Source organism: Modestobacter sp. SYSU DS0657, from assembly GCF_054050925.1.
This window is the reverse complement of the sequence record NZ_JBJHAG010000014.1, coordinates 1-17,216: the sequence shown is the minus strand read 5'-3', so window position 1 is coordinate 17,216 and position 17,216 is coordinate 1. Positions and strand designations below refer to the sequence as shown.

Sequence of the window (17,216 nt, the reverse complement as noted above, 5' to 3'; positions counted from 1 at the left end):
GCGCAGAGCGGTGAGCGGGAAGCTGACCCTCGACCCGGCGCTGGTCCGGCGGGCGCGGGAGCTGGCCGCGCGGGCGGCCGCCCCGGTGGTCGACCTGGCGACGGCGCACACCACCGTCTCCGTGGAGCGGGCGGTGCTGCGGCTGGCCGGGCTGACCGGCACCGACCCGGTCACCGGCGGCGGGGCCGAGCAGCAGGACCGGGTGCCCTGGGTCAACCGCGTGGTGGACGCCGTCCGCGACCAGGTGGGCCTGGAGCACGGTGTCGCGCTGCCGGTCTGGCACGCCCTGCGCGACGGCGGCACGCTGCAGGACCTCGCCGAGCAGGTGGGCGCGGGCACCGCCCGGTTCACCGTGCCCGAGGGCGCCGCCGCCGAGCGGGCCCGCACGGCCGCCCGCGCCGCCGTCGCCGGGGGCATCGCCCGGGTCGACGCCAACCGGGCGCGCCGGGAGGAGCTGGTGGCCACCCACGGCGACCCGCCCCGCCGGCCGTGGATCTACCTGATCGTGGCGACCGGCGACATCCACGAGGACATCCCGCAGGCGCAGGCCGCGGCCCGGGCCGGCGCCGACGTCATCGCCGTCATCCGCTCGACCGGGCAGTCGCTGCTGGACTACGTGCCCGAGGGCGCGACCCGCACCGGCTACGCCGGCACGTACGCCACCCAGGAGAACTTCCGGCTGATGCGGGCGGCGCTGGACGACGTCAGCGCGGAGCTGGGCCGCTACGTCCGGCTGACCAACTACGCCTCCGGGCTGTGCATGCCGGAGATCGCCGTGCTGGCCGGCCTGGAGCGGCTGGACATGATGCTCAACGACGCGATGTACGGGATCCTCTTCCGCGACATCAACCCGCGCCGCACCTTCGTCGACCAGCGGTTCAGCCGGATGGTGCACGCCCGCGCCGGCATCGTCATCAACACCGGCGAGGACAACTACCTCACCACCGCCGACGCCGTCGACGAGGCGCACACCGTCACGGTCAGCCAGCTGCTCAACGAGACCCTGGCCAAGGAGGCCGGCCTCGCCGACTGGCAGCTGGGCCTGGGCCACGCCTTCGAGATCGACCCGTCGGTGCCGGAGTCGTTCCGGCTGGAGCTGGCGCACGCCCTGCTGGCCCGCGAGCTGTTCCCGGACGCCCCGCTGAAGTGGATGCCGCCGACCAAGCACATGACCGGCGACGTGTTCCGCGGCTACCTGCTCGACGGCTTCTTCAACCTGGCCGGGGCGCTCACCGGTCAGGGCATCCTGCTGGTCGGGATGATGACCGAGGCCGTGGTCACCCCCTGGCTGTCCGACCGCGACCTGGCGCTGCGCAACGTCAGGTACGTGCTGGAGGCCGCCGGCAACCTGGCCGAGGACTTCTCCCCGCCGCCCGGCGGCTTCATCGACCGCCGGGCGCACACCGTGCTCACCGAGGCGGTGGGGCTGCTGGAGCGCATCGCCGAGCACCCGCAGGGGCTGATCCAGGCCATCGCCGACGGCACGTTCGGCATCACCAGGCGGTTGCCGGACGGCGGCAGGGGCCTGGACGGCGTCGTCGCCAAGGCCGCGGACCACTACGACCCGGCCACCGAGCTGCTCACCCGCGAGGTGTCCCGTGCCTGAGAACCACCCGGATGGCCGCCTCGGTGAGGCGGACGCCGGGAGCGTCGTCCGGCCGTACGGGGACACCACCGGTGACGGGATGGTGCAGACGTCGTTCACCCTGCCGGTGCCGCCGGGACCGAGGGCCGAGGGCGCGGCGCTGCAGCTGGCGCAGAAGATGGGCATCGAACCCGCGATGGTGGTGCACAGCGCCGGCATCGGTGGTGGGGGTGGGGCGGTGGGCGACGGCGCGGCCTTCACCTTCTTCGTCGTCTACGGCAGCGTGCGGCACCTGGTCGACCTCGACGCCGTCCAGGTGGAGGAGCGGGTCTACCCGCTGCTGTCGCCCAGCGAGGTCGACGCCGCGGTGAAGACCCGCTTGCGCCGCAGCCTCGTGGTGCTGGGGGCGTGCATCGGCACCGACGCGCACACGGTGGGCATCGACGCGATCCTCAACCTGAAGGGGTTCGCGGGGGAGAAGGGCCTGGAGTACTACCGGGAGCTGCAGGTGACCAACCTCGGTGCGCAGGTGGGCGTGCCCGAGCTGGTCCGCGCGGCCCGGGACCGGCGGGCCGACGCCGTCCTGGTCTCCCAGGTGGTCACCCAGCGGGACGCCCACCTGCGCAACACCCGCGAGCTGGCCGGCGCGTTCCGCGAGGCGATGGGGGAGTCCCGCCCGCTCCTGGTGGTGGGCGGGCCCCGCTTCGATCCGGCGATGGCGTCCGAGCTCGGCGTGGACAAGGTCTTCGGCCGGGGGACGACGCCCGGCGAGGTCGCCAGCTATCTCGTGCACGCGCTCGTCCCGGCAGAGGAGGCCCCCGCATGGACGATCCCCGGATCGGTTTGACCGTCACGCACCGCCGCTACGTGCCGCACGCGCACGCCCACTACGGCGGGAACCTCGTCGACGGGGCCTACACGCTGGGCCTGTTCGGCGACGTCGCCACCGAGCTGGCCATCCGCGCCGACGGCGACGAGGGGCTGCTCGCCGGGTACTCGGAGGTCCGGTTCCTCGCCCCGGTGCAGGCCGGGGACGTGCTGGAGGCCTCCTGCGAGGTCGTGCGGGTGGGCCGGCGCAGCCGGGAGCTGCGCTGCTGGGCGGAGGTCGTCGCCCGCGCGGAGCCGTCCCGCGGCGCATCCGCCGCCCGGGTGCTCGACCCGCCGCTGCGGGTGGTCGAGGCGGTCGCGACGCTGGTGGTGCCCGGCCCCACCACCTGAGCACCCGGGGGCGCGCCCGTGTCGACATGGCGACACGTCGACCGCTGCGGATCGCCATGTCGACCTGGCGCGCCGCACCCAGGTAACGGTCGGGTAACGGTCCGACCCGCTGGTCACCGCAGGGCCCCCGGTGGTTCCCTCACACGTCGCCGGTCCCTACTCTCGGCGCGGTCCGTCCCGGGCGGACCGGATCACCTTCCGGTCCCGCTCTGCGGGGCTCCGCGTCACCAGACAACGGCGCAGCGGTCGCATCCAGCCGCTGCTGCACCGGCCCGAAGGCGCGGGGCCCCGAGGCCGACCGGCAGGTCCGGCCGGGACGGCGTCCCGGGATGGGATGCTGGACGGAGGCCGCCGCACCCGGTGCGGCGGCCCCCGGCCCCGTTCGCCACGCGGCCGACCATCTCCCGGACCGTCGTCCGGGCAAGCGCGGAGGGCGGCGGTGTCGGCAGTGACGGTGAGCGGCACGGTGACGGCGGCCTCGGCCGGGATTCCGGCCGAGGGACCCGTGCCGGCCCCCACCCGCCGGTGGCCCTGGCGCACCGCGGTCGCGGCCCTCGGCGGGCTGGCGCTCTACCTGGCGTTCCCCGCGCACGACCTCGCCGCCCTCGCCGTGCTCGGCCCGGCCGCGCTGGCGCTCGCCGTCCGCGGTCAGCGGGTGCGCGGCGGGCTGTGGCTGGGCCTGGTCCTCGGGCTGGTCACCATGGTCCCGCTGCTGTCCTGGAGCGGGATCTACGTCGGCTCCTTCCCCTGGTTGGCGCTGGCGGTCACCGAGGCCCTGTACTTCGCGCTGCTCGGCGGCGCGACGGCGCTGACCTCCCGGCTGCCCGGCTGGCCGGTGTGGGCGGCCGCGCTGTGGGTCGCGCAGGAGGCGCTGCGGGGCCGCTGGCCGCTGGGTGGCTTCCCGTGGGGCAGGCTCGGCTTCAGCCAGGCGGAGGGGCCGTTCACCGCACTGGCCGCCTACGGCGGCGTTCCGCTGGTCGGGTTCGCCGTGGCGCTCACCGGGACGCTGCTGGCCGCCGCCGTCGTCCGGGCGCGGAGGGCCGGAGCGGGGGGCAGCCGCCGGACGGCGCTGCGTTCGGCCGCCGTCCCGCTCGTCGCCGCCCTGACCGTGCCGGCCGTCGGTGCGCTTGCCTGGTTGCCCTTGGCCGGCTCCTCGCTCACCGAGGGTGGCCCGACCCGCACCGTCGCGGTGATCCAGGGCAACGTGCCGCGCGCCGGCCTGGACTTCAACGCTCAACGGCGGGCGGTGCTGGACAACCACGCAGCCGAGACGATCCGGCTGGCCGACGCCGTCGCCGCGGGGGAGGCCGACCAGCCCGACCTGGTGATCTGGCCGGAGAACAGCTCCGACATCGACCCGTACACCAACGCCGACGCCGCCCGGGTGATCAGCGGCGCCGCCCGGGCCATCGACGCCCCGATCCTGGTCGGCGCGGTCGTCCGGGGGCCGGGGGAGAAGATCTCCAACACCGGCATCGTGTGGGACCCGGTCACCGGCCCGGGGGAGACCTACGTCAAACGGCACCCCGTGCCCCTGGCCGAGTACGTGCCCGCCCGGCCGTTCTTCCGCTTCTTCAGCCCGCTGGTCGACCGGGTCACCGACTTCGCGCACGGCTCCGAGGTGGGCACCCTGGACATCGGGGGAGCGCGGGTCGGCGACGTCATCTGCTTCGAGGTGGCCTACGACGGCCTGGTGGCCGACGTCGTCGACGACGGTGCGGGCATGATCGTCGTGCAGACCAACAACGCCACGTTCGGCTACACCGACGAGACCGAGCAGCAGCTGGCGAAGAGCCGGCTGCGGGCGGTCGAGTTCGGCCGGAGCGTGGTGGTGGCCGCGACCAGCGGGGTGAGCGCGATCGTCGCCCCCGACGGCTCCGTGGTCCACCGCTCGGAGCTGTTCACCGCCGACTCGTTCGTCGAGCCGATCGCCCAGCGCGACCAGCGCACCGTCGCCGCGCGGCTGGGCGCCGCCCCCGAGTGGGCGCTCACCGCGGTCGGCGTGGGGGCCGTCCTGGCCGCCCTGGCACGCCGGCGGAGCGCCCGGTGACCGACGTCGCCGGCCCCGTGCTGGTGGTGATCCCCACCTACGAGGAGGTGGGGAACCTGGGCACGGTGCTCGACCGGCTGCACGCCGCCGTCCCGGGCGCCCACGTGCTGGTCGTCGACGACGCCTCACCCGACGGCACCGGCGAGCTGGCCGACGCCCGGGCCGCCGAGGACGAGCGGGTGCACGTGCTGCACCGCGCCGGGAAGCAGGGGCTGGGCCCGGCCTACGTCGCCGGCTTCCGCTGGGCCGCCGAGCACGGCTACGCCGTCGTGGTGGAGATGGACGCCGACGGGTCGCACCCGCCGGAGCGGCTGCCCGCCCTGCTGGCCGCCCTGACCGACGCCGACCTGGTGCTCGGGTCGCGCTGGGTGCCGGGCGGGCGCGTGCTCGACTGGCCCCGCCACCGCCTGGCCATCTCCCGCATCGGCAACCTCTACACCCGGTGGGCACTGCGCCTGCCGCTGGCCGATGCGACCGGGGGCTTCCGGGCGGCGCGCGCCGACCTGCTGGCCCGCTTGCCGTTCGACCAGGTGGCCAGCCAGGGCTACTGCTTCCAGGTCGACTGGGCCTGGCGGGCGGTGCGCTCCGGCGCCCGGGTGGTGGAGGTGCCGATCACCTTCAGCGAACGCACGGTGGGCCGGAGCAAGATGAGCGGCTCGATCGTTGGAGAGGCGTTGGCACGGGTCACCTGGTGGGGCGTGCTCGACCGGCTGGCCGACCGGCTGCCCGGGCGGGTGCGCCGTCCCGTACCGGCGCGCAGCCGCGGCGGGCGGACACAGGCGCTCCAGTAGGGAGCGCCGGCCGTCCGTGCCGCGGCAGGAGAGGAGAGATCCATGACCATGGGCTCCGCGATCGGCGGGCACACCCCGCGTCGGCGGGCGTCCTCACGCTGGCGGACGGCGGTGGGTCTCGGCGCGCTGGCCGAGGTCGTCGTGTTCGTCCTCGTCGCGAGCTGGATCGGCGTGGGCTGGACGCTGCTGCTGGCGCTGGCCACGAGCGCCCTGGGCGGGCTGCTGTTGGCGCGCCAGGGCACCCGCGCCCTCACCGAACTCCGGCTGCGCGCCGAGGAGCACCGCGACCCGGGCCGCGCCCTGGGCGACGCCGGCCTGGTCGCCCTCGGCGGGCTGCTGATGGTGCTGCCCGGCTTCATCGGCGACCTGCTCGGCCTGATGTGCCTGCTGCCGGGCACCCGGGCGCTGCCCCGGGCGCTGATCGCCCGGGGGATCGCACGCCGGCTGCCCGACCGCTGGCTGGGCCCGGTCCGGGTGCGGGCCACCCGCACCGTCGACGGCACGGTCGCCGACGGCCCCTCCGACGCCGGGGCCGGTGCCCACCGGGCCGACGTGTACCGCGCGGGCCCCGCGCACCGGGTGATCGAGGGCCGGGTCGTCGAGGGGGAGGTCGAGGACGGGCCTGCCGGTCGCTGACCCGCCCCGGACGCGGAACGGCCCCGGTGGGAGATCTCCCACCGGGGCCGGACGCGACGTGCTGGAACGGCCCGCCTCCAGGGGCCCGCCGCGAGCTCGCGAGGGGCGGGGAGGAGGCGAGCCGTTCGTCAGCTGGCGCGGGTGCGCCGCCCGCGGAGCACCTCGAGGCGCTCGGCGAGCACCTCCTCCAGGTCGTCCACCGAACGACGCTCCAGGAGCATGTCCCAGTGGGTGCGCGGGGGCTTGACCTTCTTGGGGGCGGGCTCGGAGCCACCGACCAGCTTGGCGGCCGAGCCGTCGAACTTGCACTCCCAGGTGTCGGGGAGTTCCGCGTCGTCGGCGAAGGGCACCGTGACCAGGTGGCCCTGGGTGCACTTGTACTCGGCGTACTGCCGCTCGATGGGCGCGGTGTTGCGCTCGGTCTCGTAGCTCACGCTGCCCAGTCGGCTTCCGCGCAGGGAACGCTCGCCCATGGCACACCGTCCTCTCGTGCTGATCTCGGTCAGGTCTGGGACTGCCCGGACAGCCGATTGCTCACGCATCCGGCTCGGGGTGTCGCAGAGGTCAACGACAGATGACGGAAAGAGATTCCGTGTCGTTCGACTGCTCATCATCGCATGGGGTGATGAGCCAACGTTCAACCACCCCACGGGGGGGGGGAGTGGCACCACTCAGCGGAGAGCCAACTGCCCCGGACCGGTCGGCGTCGGCCCCAGCTGGCCGCTCGCGTAATGGCGGCGGCACAGCACCTGGTAGCGCACCACGGCCTCCTCGGCCTCCTCGGTCGCGCCGGTCGCGCCGTCCGGCGGCGCCGGGGGCTCGGTGTCGGCGACGACGACGGTGGCGCCCTCCCGGACCATCGCCCCGTCGACCACCCGTGCGTTGAGCAGCCCGGGCAGGCCGCACCAGCACAGCACCATCACCTGCACCCGCTGGACGTCGTCGGCGAGCTCGAACAGCCGCTGCGTGCCGGGGAAGAGCCGGGCCCGGAAGTCGGTGGTCAGCCCGAAGGCGAACACGTCGACGTGCGACTCGTCGACCAGCTCGGCGAGCTGCTCGACCTGCGCACCGGTGAGGAACTGCGCCTCGTCGACGATCAGGTAGTCGACCCGTTGGCCGGTCGCCCACCGGTCGCGGACCAGCAGCCGGATGTCGGTGGCGCCGTCGACCTCCACCGCGGCCTGCCGCAGCCCCACCCGGGAGCTGATCTGCGCGGCGCCGGCCCGGTCGCCCTGGGTGAGCAGCAGCCCGTGGCGGCCCTGCCGGCTCTGGTTGTGGTCGACCTGCAACGCCAGCGTCGACTTCCCGCAGTCCATCGGGCCGTGGAAGAACGTCAGGTGCGCCGGCGCCGGGTGCCGGCGCCGGTCACCGGCGACGGGCACCACCTCCAGCAGGTCGGTCGGGCCGTCCAGAGGGGCGGGTGTCACAGGCGCTCCGGGGGTGTGTTGCCGGCCTCGACGATGGCCCGCCGCATGTCCAGCCGCGCCAGCAGGAAGCCGCCGAGGACGAAGAAGAGGACCAGGCTGAAGATCGCGTACCGGTAGGAGTCGGTCAGCTGGTAGGTGAGAGCGAAGAGGAAGGGGCCCAGCCAGCTGGTGCCGCGGTCGCTGATCTCGTAGAGGCCGAAGTACTCGGCCTCCTTGCCCGGCGGGATCAGCTGGCTGAACAGCGACCGGGACAGCGCCTGGGTGCCACCGAGCACGAACCCGATGACGACCGCGAGCAGGTAGAACTGCACCGCCGCGCCGGCCTGCACGAAGTAGGCGGCCACCAGCACGCCGGTCCACACCACCAGGCCGCCGAGCACGGTGCGCTTGGCGCCGACCACCGCGGCGATCCGGCCCATGCCCATCGCCCCGAAGAAGGCGACCACCTGCACCAGCAGGATGGTGGAGACCAGGGTCGTCTGGTCCAGCTCGAGCTCCTCGGCGCCGTACTGCGCCGAGACCCCGATGATCGTCTGCACGCCGTCGTTGAACAGCAGGTAGGCACCGAGGAACCACAGCGTCAGCCGGTAGCGGCGCATCTCCCGGAGGGTGGCGCCCAGCTGCCGGAAGCCACCCGTCAGCGCCCCGCCGTGGGCCGGGACGACGGCGGACTCCCGCGGCCGGCGGTTGCGCAGCAGCGAGACGCTGACCACGGTGAACCCGGCCCACCAGAGGCCGGCCGAGGCCAGGCAGATCCGCACCGCCTCGCCCTCGGTCAGCCCGAGGGACTCGTACTGGGTGAACAGCACGAGGTTCGCCGCGAGCAGCAGGGCGCCGCCGAGGTAGCCGACGGCCCACCCACGGCTGGAGACGGCGTCCCGCTCGTCGGGACCGGCCAGGTCGGGCAGCCAGGAGTAGTAGACGACGGTGGCCGCGCCGAAGGCGAGGTTCGCGACGACGAACAGCGCCGCACCCAGCAGGTACCGCTCCCCGGCGACGAAGAACAGCGCCATGGTGGCCACCGAGCCGACGGTGGCGAAGCCGGCCAGCAGCTGACGTTTGCGGCCGCTGCGGTCGGCGATCGCCCCGGTGACCGGCAGCACCAGCACCTGGAGCACGACCGAGAGCGACAGCACGTACCCGAACCAGCTGCCCGGCGGGATGCTGATGCCCAGCGGGTGGATCCGCCCCTGCGCGTCGGCGGCTGCCTCGGCGATCGAGGTGAGGTAGGGGGCGAGGAAGACGGTCGTCACCGAGGTGTTGAAGACCGACATCGCCCAGTCGTAGGAGTACCAGCCGGCGCGCTCGCGGCGCAGTGCCCGGTCGGCGCGGGGGACGTCGGACCCGGCGGGTGCGGGCGGTGCGTCGGTCACCGGCGCAGGGTGTCAGCCGCACGAGGGCGGGTCCAGCACCGGCCGGTCACGGGATGTCCTCGGGCACCACGCCGCCGGGGAACGCCGCCACCGCGGTGGTGGGCCGGGTGGGGTCGGTGAACGCGATCCGGTCGGTCGGCTCGCCGGCCCGCAGCGGGGCCAGACCGCGGGTCAGCGCGGCGGCGATCCGCACCCGGGCCCGGTTGGCGTCACCCACCCGGCCCGGCTGCAGGTCCTCGAAGAAGACCGGGGCACCGATGTGCACCCGCAGTGCGGGCTGCCGCCACAGCGCCCGGAGCAGGGTGCGCAGCTTGCCCCAGTCGTTGGCGTACTGCAGCACCTCGTGCGCGCCCCACTGGCTGACCGGGATGACCGGCACGTCGGCGGCCAGGGCCATCCGGGCCAGCCCGGTGCGCCCACGCTCGGGCCACCCGTCGGCGGTCAGCCCGACCCGCCCCTCGGGGTAGGCGACGACGTGGCCACCGGCGGCAAGCGCCACCTGGGTGACCCGGAGCGCGTGGGCGGCGAGGTCGGTGCCGCGGTCGACCCGGATGCCACCGGCGCGCTCCAGCAGCGGCCCGGCGACCGGGGCGGTGATGATGCCGCGGGTCGCCATGAACCGCGGGGTGACGCCGGCCCGGTGGAGTGCCGCGGCGACGACGATGGTGTCGAAGTCACCGATGTGGTTGACCGCCAGGAGCAGCGGCCCGTCCAGCCACTCCTCGGGGATGCCCCCGGTCACCTCCAGGCGACCGAAGACGCCCGGCAGCCGGTGCAGGCTCCGCAGCAGCCCGCGCCAGAGCCACCACGGCGGCGCTGCGGCGATGGCCAGCTCGCGGTCGAACCAGTCGGGGTCCTCGGGGCCGACGAGACGGGCGAGCTCCGGGGGGAGGGGTGGCGGGGCAGGCCGCCAGGAACGGAGCCGAGCGGACAGCCGGCCGGTCACGCTCCGGTCCACTGACCTCGAGCCACCAGCACGTCGCGGAGCATCGCCGGGCGGTCGGTCATCACACCGTCGACGCCCAGGTCGAGCATCTGCTTGGCGTCCTCCTCGTCGTCGACCGTCCACACGTGCACCTGCAGGCTCCGGGCGTGCGCGGCCTCGATGAAGCGCTCGTCGACCAGCGGCCGCCCACCCAGTGCGAGTGGCACCTGGGCGCAGCCGGCCTGGATGCGCACCAGCCCCGCGGCCCGCGGCGAGTAGGAGGACAGTCGCAGCGCGGCGACGCCCTTGGGACCCAGCGAGGTGCAGACGCCGGGCCCGAACATCCGGCGGGCGGCGGCGATCCGGGCGTCGGAGAAGGAGCCGAGGCAGATGCGGTCCTCGATCTTCATCCGGCGCACGGTGCGCACCAGCGGGGCGAGCACCCCGGCGGCCTTGATGTCGAGGTTGAAGCGGACGTCCGGCCAGGCCCCCAGCAGGTCCTCCAGCGCCATGACCGGCTCGCGACCGCCGATCAGCGCCGTCCGGACCTCGCTCCACCGCAGGCTCTCCACCCGTCCGGTCCGGTCGGTGACCCGGTCCAGGGTGGCGTCGTGGAAGACCACCGGGACGCCGTCGGAGGTGACGCGCACATCGGTCTCCAGGAAGCGGTAGCCCAGCGCCACGCATGCCTCGAAGGCGCTGGCGCTGTTCTCCAGGTGCTCGATGGCACCGCCACGGTGGGCCATCGCCAGAGGAGTGGGCCCGTCGAGGAAGGCATAAGGCGAGCCGGGCACCCCATCACGCTAGCGGCGCCCCCCGACGGCCTCGCGCAGGGTGCCGAGGTGAGCTGGGCGGGCGACCGCGGGCGTGTCCCCCGGGGGCTGTCGGACCCGCCGTCTACCGTCGTTGCTCGTGGAGGTCCAGCAGCACACGGGTGCGCGCCCGGGGGCACACCGGCGCCGGCGCGACGGCGAGGAGCGCCGCTGCGGCTGGTGCCGCAGCCTCCTCCCGGTCCAGGAGTCGGTGGGCCGGCCTCGCCTGTACTGCGGCCAGGCGTGCCGGCAGCGCGCCTACGAGCAGCGCTCGGCCAGCGCCAAGGCCGGGCTGTCCGACGACGTGGTGCTGGTGACGCGGGCCGAGCTCGACGCCCTGCAGGACCGGCTCTACCAGCTGCGCTGCGCGATCGAGGACGTGCAGACGACCCTGTCGGAGAAGCCGACCAAGGCCGAGCTGGAACGCTCGCTCGAGGAGCTGGTGCGTTCGACCGGCCGGCTCGACCGGCTGTGGCTCAACGGGCGCAGCGCAGGCTGACCCGGCCGTCCCCTGGGCAGCCCCGACGAAGCGTCACAGTGACGCAACTCACCAGGTGGTCGGGCTGCCCGGGGGAGCGGCCGATCAGTGAGGATCAGCCGCCGTTGTCGGAGTCCTCGTTGCGGTCCTCGTTGCCCTGGTCGGTGTCCGAGTCGTGGACATCGGGCAGACCACCCTGCTCGGCGTCGTTCTCGTCGTTGCCCGAGGTGTTGGTGCCCTCGTCGTCGGTCGTGCCGTCGTTGCGCTGGTCGCTGTTCGGGCCGCCACTGGGGTCGGCGCACGCGGTCAGGACGGCCGGCCCGCCGGCCAGGGTCAGCGCGACGAACAGAGCAGCCACCGGGCGTCGGATCCTCATGCCTCGACCCTAAGGACGCATGGCGCGGACCGCCCGTCGAGACGGCGATCCACCCATCATTACGTCAGTGTGACGTAATGATGGGTGGGCAGGTGCACCAGGGGGAGCGACCCCTCGGGCTCGATGTCCACCCATCCCACGGCCGACCGCTCAAGATCGGAGCGTGGTCGGGGCCACCCGGGCAAGTCATGATCATCTTCGACGTCCCGGGAGGGCGAGGTGGCGGACGACCGGCGACCCGAGCGGTCGACGGGCTGGGTGCGCGACGTCGGCATGACCCACCGAGCCGCCGACTCGCAGCGACGCGTGCGCCGAACGCGACACCCGCCGTCGGGTGCGACATCCAGGGTGGGTCATGACGACGTCGAGCGCGTCGCCGTGCACGACACCCGAACCAGGAAGTCGGCAGCACCGAACCAGGGTTCCGACTGGTCAGCGCTGCGCCGATAATCGACATTATGTCAAGTGGCGGCCAGAGGCAGCGATCGTCGCGTCTCCCGACTGCCCCGACCGGCAGCAGCAGCGGCCGCGGCACCGCGGAACTCGCTGGGGTTCACGCCACGCACCCTCTTGAACGCGGCGCTGAAACCGAAGGGATCCGAGTAGCCCACGGTGCGGGCGACCTCGGCGATGGTCGCGTCCGGCCGGTCCAGGAGCAGGTCCGCGGCCAGCGCCATGCGCCAGCGGGTCAGGTAGGTCATCGGCGGCTCCCCCACCAGATCGGCGAAACGCTTGGCCAGCGTCGCGCGCGACACCCCGGTCCGCTCGGCCAGCGCTGCGACCGTCCACGGTGCTGCGGGCTCGGCGTGCAGCACCCGCAGCGCCTCCCCAGCGACCAGGTCACGCTGGGCGGCCCACCAAGCCGGCGGCCGGGCACCGGGGCGGTCGAAGAACTCGCGCAGCGTGCAGACCAGCATCCAGTCCAGCAGGCGGTCCAGCACGACCTGCTGGCCGGGGGCATCGATCGCGGCCTCGGCGGCGAGGTGGTCCAGAACCGGATCAGCGCTGCCGCCGGCGCCCACACGCAGCAGCACCGGGAGCGCCTCCACCAGCTGACGGCTGATCTCACTGCGCAGCGGGTACGCCCCGACGATCAACGTCGTCGCAGCGTCTCCACGTCCAGAACCACCGCTGGCCCCAGCTCCGCGCTCGCTGGGCTCACCGGGGTCGTGCCAGCCCAGCCGGTGGCGGGTGCCACCCTGCTCAGGGGTCGCGCACTCCACCCCGCACAGGATGGGAACCGCGTCCGTGTCGACCTCGTCGACGAAGCTGAAGGTCCCCGGCCCGCGGACCAGGACGGTGTCGTAGGCGCCGATCCGCTGGGGCGGCTCTCCCTCGGGCACGATCCACCCCGCGCCGGACACGAGGGTGCACAACGTCAGCGGCGCCCCGTCCACGAAGCGCAGCGACCAGGGCGGGGTCAGGATCGAGCGGCCGAACAACGAGCCCTGGGCCCGCACCCCGCGCAACACATCGCTGACGGCGTCCACTCGTGCACACTAGACGATCACGCAGGTCCTTCGGCGTCTGAGCCATGTCATCGTCCACGTCGGCGGCGTTGACCGAGGACCATGAGCGGCAACACCACCCACGACACCGGTTCGGGCCCCACTCCCGTGCTCGCCACGCTCCTGGGTCGAGCGCCGCGGACCTCCGACGACCATGTCGTCCGGGCCGCCGCCGACTGGCACCGGTTCTCACCGCCGACCCCTGCCGCGCGAGAGGTGAACCCGTGACCATCGCCCATCCCCCGACGCCGGACACCGCCTTGTGGGTGCACGCGCACCCCCGCCGCCGGTCCTTGAACGGCCGCCTCTTCGAGGAGGGGGTCCGGGAACTGTCCGGGCGTTACGAGGTGACGACCTCGGACCTGTACGCCCAGGAGTTCGACCCCGTCCTCAGCGATCGCAACCTCGGCGAGCGCGCCCAGGAGCCCGGGAACATCGCCGAGCTCGTCGGTGAGGCGTACGCCGGGGGACGACTGCCCGCCGACGTGCGGGCCGAGCAGGCCAAGCTCGCCGCGGCGGAGCTGCTCGTCATCCAGTTCCCCCTGTGGTGGTATGGGCCACCAGCCATCCTGAAGGGGTGGTTCGACCGAGTCCTCACCGCCGGCTTCGCCTACGGCGACCTCGACCCCGACCTCGGCGTGCCGCGACGCTACGGCGACGGCGGGCTGGTGGGGCGCAAGGCGCTGGTGGTGGTGACCGCGGGAGAGGATGCCCGCTCGATCGGAGCGCGCGGCATCAGTGGCGCCCTGGGGTCCCTGCTCTTCCCCCTCACCCACGGGGTGCTCTGGTACGTCGGCATCGAGACCCTCGACCTGCACGTCGTCCACGACGCCGACACGCTGGAGACCGGCGGGGTGGACCGGGAGGTCGACCGCTTGCGGGAGAGGCTGCGCAGCATCGACGCAGAACCCGCTCGCCGGTTCCGGCGCCTGCGTGACGGCGACTACCAGGGAACCCGGGCGCTGCGCGCCGACCTCCTGCCCGGGCGCACCGACCTCGGCATCCACCTCATCGCACCCGGCTGAACGTGACGTCGGCCGCCGGGGTCACCGCCGCCGTCCGCCCGGGTGCTGCCTGGAACTGCCAGTACAGGTTGGTGTGCGCGATGACCTGCTCGACGGGCGGCGCTCCCCAGGCGGTCTTGTCCCCGGCGGTGTGCGCGTCGCCGACGAGCGTCACGTCGTAGCCCCGGGTGAACGCCCCGTGGATGGTCGACCGGATGCAGGCGTCGGACTCGGCGCCGGTCACGACCAGATGGCCGACGCCCGCCGTGGCCAGCACCTGCTCCAGGTCAGTGCCCTCGAAGGAGTCGCCGTAGGACTTGTGCACCAGCGGCTCAGGCTCGGCACGGACCAGCTCCGGTACGTACTTCCAGGCGTCGCTCCCCTGGGCCAGGTCCGCGTCGGAGTGCTGCACCCAGACGACCGGGACGCCGGCACCGCGGGCCTGCTCGACCAGGGTGGCGATGGTGGCGACGACCTCGTCGCGCCGGGCTGCGCCGTCGACGACGCCCCGCTGGACGTCGATGACCATCAGCGCGGTGCCGGGTCGATCGGTGAGCGTGCTCATGGCGGGTCTCCCTCGCTGGTCAGCGACTGGTCTGCCAGCGCGCACGCTAGACCAGGCCGGCGACGGGAACGAGCCGCTCGACACCGGGCAGCTGCACCGCGAGGACCACGACCGCCTGCTCGTGGTCGGGATGCGGGATGACGCGCACGTCACGTCGGTCTGGTCGCGGGTCACCACGACGGCGAGCCCCCGCGCAACCCGGTCGAGCACCTCTCCCCCGTGCCCGCGTTGTCACCCACACCATGAGACCGACGGTGTCACCAGCACGTGCCGCGGAACTCCACGCCTGGCCGGCGGCCGGCGTCCTCGATGCCCAGCACCTCTTCGACCAGGTCATCGATGTGCTCCCGCATGACCACCACGTCGCTCGTGCGGCCGGTTGTGCCCATCCCCACCCCAAGGGCTGGTCTTCGTGGTCGGACTTCGATCCGCATCAGTTTGTTGGGGATAACGGGTCAACGGTCCTGGGGGGCGGGTTTGCCGGGCGAGGCAGGTCGGTAGGTGGCTGAGGCCGTCGTCTGTGCGCCACCGGCGCGGCCCAGCCCCGGCCACCCACCTCCAGGAGGACGTCCATGCCCAGCCCGATCGAGGACTACGGCCTGATCGGCGACCTGCAGACGGCCGCGCTGGTCGGCAAGGACGGCTCGATCGACTGGCTCTGCCTGCCGTCGTTCGACTCCGCGGCCTGCTTCGCCGCCCTGCTCGGCGATGAGCGCAACGGCCGGTGGCAGCTCGCCCCTGCCACCGGTGGCAGCTGCACGCGGCGCCGGTACCGGGGTGACTCCCTGGTCCTGGAGACCGAGTGGGAGACCCCGACCGGGACGGTCCGGGTCATCGACCTGATGCCACCCCGCGGCGAGAGCCCCGATGTCGTCCGGATCGTGGAGGGCGTCTCCGGCCGGGTGCCGATGCGGCTGGACCTGGTGCTGCGGTTCGACTACGGCCACCTGGTCCCGTGGGTGCGGTCGGTCGACGGTGACCTCGTCGCCGTCGCCGGCCCGGACGCGGTCACGCTCGTCACGCCGGTCCGGCTGCACGGGCAGGACCACACCACCTCGGCGGAGTTCGAGGTGGCCGCCGGCGAACGGGTCCCCTTCGTGCTCACCCACTCCCCCTCGCACCTGCCGCGTCCGGCGCCGGTGGACGCCGAGGAGGCCCTCGCCAGCACCGAGGCGTTCTGGGCCGACTGGATCGGCCAGTGCCGCTACGACGGCGAATGGGCGCCGGCCGTCCGCCGCTCGCTGATCACCCTCAAGGCGCTGACGTACCGGCCCACCGGCGGCATCGTCGCCGCGGCGACCACCTCCCTGCCCGAGGAGCTGGGCGGGAGCCGCAACTGGGACTACCGGTACTGCTGGCTGCGCGACGCGGCGTTCACCCTGCAGGCCCTGCTCGGCACCGGATACCTGGAGGAGGCGTCGGCCTGGCGGGAGTGGCTGCTGCGGGCCGTCGCCGGCGACCCCGGTGACCTGCGGATCATGTACGCGCTGGACGGCTCCCGGCGGATCCCGGAGTACGAGCTGCCGTGGCTGCCCGGCTACGAGGGCTCGGCCCCGGTGCGGGTCGGGAACGGCGCCGCCGGGCAGTTCCAGCTCGACGTGTGGGGCGAGCTGCTCGACGGCCTGCACCTCGCCCGCGAGTCCGGCCTCGCGCCGCTGGCGGACGCCTGGGCCGTGCAGAAGGTGCTGGTGGAGTTCCTGGAGACCGCCTGGGAACGCCCCGACCACAGCCTGTGGGAGGTCCGCGGTGCGCCCCGGCACTTCGTGCACTCGAAGGTGCTGGCCTGGGCGGGGGTCAACGGCGCGATCGAGGCGGTGGAGCAGCACGGGCTCGACGGCCCGGTGGAGCGCTGGCGGGCGCTGCGGCAGCGCATCCACGACGACGTCTGCGCCCGCGGCTACGACCCGGTGCGCCGGACGTTCACCCAGTTCTACGGGTCCGAGGGGCTGGACGCCGCCCTGCTGCTGATCCCGCAGGTCGGCTTCCTGCCCTGGGACGACGAGCGGGTCGTGGGCACCGTGGAGGCGGTCCAGCGCGAGCTGACCTCCGACGGGTTCCTGCTCCGGTACCACACCTCTGCCGACGGCCGGGTCGACGGCCTGCCGGGCGACGAGGCGCCGTTCCTGCTGTGCAGCTTCTGGCTCGCCGACGCGCTCAACGGCATCGGCCGCGCCGCCGAGGCCCGGGAGCTGTTCGAGCGGCTGCTGGGCCTGGGCAACGACCTGGGCCTGATGAGCGAGGAGTACGACCCGCGCACCGGCCGGCACCTGGGCAACACCCCGCAGGCCTTCAGCCACGTCGGCCTGGTCAACACCGCCCGGCACCTCAGCGGGGCGCTGCGGGTGCCCGGCGAGCACGCCTGAACCGGGGGGGGGGGGGGGGGGGGGGGGGGGGGGGGGGGGGGGGGGGGGGGGGGGGGGGGGGGGGGGGGGGCGGGCGGGGGGGGTCGTGGCGGCGCCGGACGCAGC

Annotated in this window: 18 protein-coding genes; 9 read left to right on the top strand and 9 right to left on the bottom strand. The window is 74.0% G+C overall.

Going from position 1 to position 17,216, the window contains the following annotated elements; genetic code table 11:
* Nucleotides 1-10: 10 nt before the first annotated feature.
* The 6 genes from kamD (at nucleotide 11) to ACI79A_RS10570 (ending at nucleotide 6,280) form a co-directional block, all read left to right on the top strand.
* A complete protein-coding gene (gene kamD, locus ACI79A_RS10595) occupies nucleotides 11-1,606 on the top strand; it encodes a lysine 5,6-aminomutase subunit alpha (RefSeq protein ID WP_457082805.1) in 1,596 nt (531 codons plus the stop codon).
* Nucleotides 1,599-2,432, top strand: coding sequence for a lysine 5,6-aminomutase subunit beta (gene kamE / locus ACI79A_RS10590; RefSeq protein ID WP_457082803.1), 834 nt, complete (start codon nucleotides 1,599-1,601; stop codon nucleotides 2,430-2,432). The genes kamD and kamE overlap by 8 nt, the downstream gene beginning before the upstream one ends.
* The gene (gene kal / locus ACI79A_RS10585; RefSeq protein WP_457082801.1) at nucleotides 2,408-2,803 is read left to right on the top strand and encodes a 3-aminobutyryl-CoA ammonia lyase; all 396 of its coding nucleotides are present in this window, start codon (nucleotides 2,408-2,410) and stop codon (nucleotides 2,801-2,803) included. Before kamE ends, kal begins: the two co-directional genes overlap by 25 nt.
* A 505-nt stretch (nucleotides 2,804-3,308) precedes the next feature.
* Complete coding sequence (gene lnt / locus ACI79A_RS10580) at nucleotides 3,309-4,853, top strand: apolipoprotein N-acyltransferase (protein ID WP_457082799.1); 1,545 nt, start codon at nucleotides 3,309-3,311, stop codon at nucleotides 4,851-4,853.
* Nucleotides 4,850-5,644: a polyprenol monophosphomannose synthase gene (locus ACI79A_RS10575; RefSeq protein ID WP_457082797.1), complete on the top strand. Its 795-nt coding sequence runs from the start codon at nucleotides 4,850-4,852 to the stop codon at nucleotides 5,642-5,644. Before lnt ends, ACI79A_RS10575 begins: the two co-directional genes overlap by 4 nt.
* 42 nt (nucleotides 5,645-5,686) lie before the next feature.
* On the top strand, nucleotides 5,687-6,280 hold the full coding sequence (locus ACI79A_RS10570; RefSeq protein WP_457082795.1) for an FxsA family protein: 594 nt from the start codon (nucleotides 5,687-5,689) through the stop codon (nucleotides 6,278-6,280).
* A 128-nt stretch (nucleotides 6,281-6,408) separates the two neighbouring features.
* Here the strand turns inward: ACI79A_RS10570 and ACI79A_RS10565 are convergent, their stop codons facing one another.
* From ACI79A_RS10565 to ACI79A_RS10545, 5 genes are all read right to left on the bottom strand, one after another.
* Nucleotides 6,409-6,753 (bottom strand): RNA polymerase-binding protein RbpA, encoded by a 345-nt coding sequence (locus ACI79A_RS10565; RefSeq protein WP_457082793.1) that lies wholly within the window; start codon nucleotides 6,751-6,753, stop codon nucleotides 6,409-6,411.
* Between the two features lie 198 nt (nucleotides 6,754-6,951).
* A complete protein-coding gene (locus ACI79A_RS10560; protein ID WP_457082791.1) occupies nucleotides 6,952-7,707 on the bottom strand; it encodes a thymidine kinase in 756 nt (251 codons plus the stop codon).
* Nucleotides 7,704-9,080 carry an MFS transporter gene (locus ACI79A_RS10555; RefSeq protein WP_457082789.1) on the bottom strand — a complete coding sequence of 459 codons (1,377 nt, stop codon included), beginning with the start codon at nucleotides 9,078-9,080 and terminating at the stop codon, nucleotides 7,704-7,706. The genes ACI79A_RS10560 and ACI79A_RS10555 overlap by 4 nt, the downstream gene beginning before the upstream one ends.
* 46 nt (nucleotides 9,081-9,126) lie before the next feature.
* Nucleotides 9,127-10,026, bottom strand: coding sequence for a lysophospholipid acyltransferase family protein (locus tag ACI79A_RS10550; protein WP_457082787.1), 900 nt, complete (start codon nucleotides 10,024-10,026; stop codon nucleotides 9,127-9,129).
* Nucleotides 10,023-10,799 (bottom strand): glycerophosphodiester phosphodiesterase, encoded by a 777-nt coding sequence (locus ACI79A_RS10545; RefSeq protein WP_457082785.1) that lies wholly within the window; start codon nucleotides 10,797-10,799, stop codon nucleotides 10,023-10,025. The genes ACI79A_RS10550 and ACI79A_RS10545 overlap by 4 nt, the downstream gene beginning before the upstream one ends.
* A gap of 118 nt (nucleotides 10,800-10,917) precedes the next feature.
* On the opposite strand from ACI79A_RS10545, the gene ACI79A_RS10540 reads away from it, so the two are divergent.
* Nucleotides 10,918-11,316 (top strand): hypothetical protein, encoded by a 399-nt coding sequence (locus ACI79A_RS10540; RefSeq protein WP_457082783.1) that lies wholly within the window; start codon nucleotides 10,918-10,920, stop codon nucleotides 11,314-11,316.
* A gap of 94 nt (nucleotides 11,317-11,410) precedes the next feature.
* Here the strand turns inward: ACI79A_RS10540 and ACI79A_RS10535 are convergent, their stop codons facing one another.
* Nucleotides 11,411-11,671, bottom strand: coding sequence for a hypothetical protein (locus ACI79A_RS10535; RefSeq protein WP_457082781.1), 261 nt, complete (start codon nucleotides 11,669-11,671; stop codon nucleotides 11,411-11,413).
* Nucleotides 11,672-12,132: 461 nt separating this feature from the next.
* Entirely contained in the window at nucleotides 12,133-13,161 is a 1,029-nt protein-coding gene (locus ACI79A_RS10530) for a cupin domain-containing protein (protein ID WP_457082779.1), read from the bottom strand.
* Nucleotides 13,162-13,403: 242 nt separating this feature from the next.
* Here ACI79A_RS10530 and ACI79A_RS10525 point away from each other — a divergent pair, with 242 nt between their 5' ends.
* Nucleotides 13,404-14,204: an NAD(P)H-dependent oxidoreductase gene (locus ACI79A_RS10525; RefSeq protein WP_457082777.1), complete on the top strand. Its 801-nt coding sequence runs from the start codon at nucleotides 13,404-13,406 to the stop codon at nucleotides 14,202-14,204.
* Here ACI79A_RS10525 and ACI79A_RS10520 read toward each other — a convergent pair.
* Both ACI79A_RS10520 and ACI79A_RS10515 read right to left on the bottom strand, forming a co-directional pair.
* On the bottom strand, nucleotides 14,188-14,748 hold the full coding sequence (locus ACI79A_RS10520; protein ID WP_457082775.1) for an isochorismatase family protein: 561 nt from the start codon (nucleotides 14,746-14,748) through the stop codon (nucleotides 14,188-14,190). The two genes, ACI79A_RS10525 and ACI79A_RS10520, sit on opposite strands and share 17 nt — an antisense overlap.
* A 257-nt stretch (nucleotides 14,749-15,005) precedes the next feature.
* The gene (locus ACI79A_RS10515) at nucleotides 15,006-15,137 is read right to left on the bottom strand and encodes a hypothetical protein (RefSeq protein ID WP_457082773.1); all 132 of its coding nucleotides are present in this window, start codon (nucleotides 15,135-15,137) and stop codon (nucleotides 15,006-15,008) included.
* Between the two features lie 183 nt (nucleotides 15,138-15,320).
* Here ACI79A_RS10515 and ACI79A_RS10510 point away from each other — a divergent pair, with 183 nt between their 5' ends.
* Nucleotides 15,321-17,111 carry a glycoside hydrolase family 15 protein gene (locus ACI79A_RS10510; protein WP_457082771.1) on the top strand — a complete coding sequence of 597 codons (1,791 nt, stop codon included), beginning with the start codon at nucleotides 15,321-15,323 and terminating at the stop codon, nucleotides 17,109-17,111.
* Nucleotides 17,112-17,216 lie beyond the last annotated feature (105 nt).

Bases quoted from the DNA above. Each gene is read 5' to 3' on its own strand.
- kal (WP_457082801.1), top strand. From the start codon at position 2,408: ATGGACGATCCCCGGATCGGTTTGACCGTCACGCACCGCCGCTACGTG.
- ACI79A_RS10570 (WP_457082795.1), top strand. From the start codon at position 5,687: ATGACCATGGGCTCCGCGATCGGCGGGCACACCCCGCGTCGGCGGGCG.
- ACI79A_RS10565 (WP_457082793.1), bottom strand. From the start codon at position 6,753: ATGGGCGAGCGTTCCCTGCGCGGAAGCCGACTGGGCAGCGTGAGCTAC.
- ACI79A_RS10535 (WP_457082781.1), bottom strand. From the start codon at position 11,671: ATGAGGATCCGACGCCCGGTGGCTGCTCTGTTCGTCGCGCTGACCCTG.
- ACI79A_RS10520 (WP_457082775.1), bottom strand. From the start codon at position 14,748: ATGAGCACGCTCACCGATCGACCCGGCACCGCGCTGATGGTCATCGAC.
- ACI79A_RS10515 (WP_457082773.1), bottom strand. From the start codon at position 15,137: ATGGGCACAACCGGCCGCACGAGCGACGTGGTGGTCATGCGGGAGCAC.
- ACI79A_RS10510 (WP_457082771.1), top strand. From the start codon at position 15,321: ATGCCCAGCCCGATCGAGGACTACGGCCTGATCGGCGACCTGCAGACG.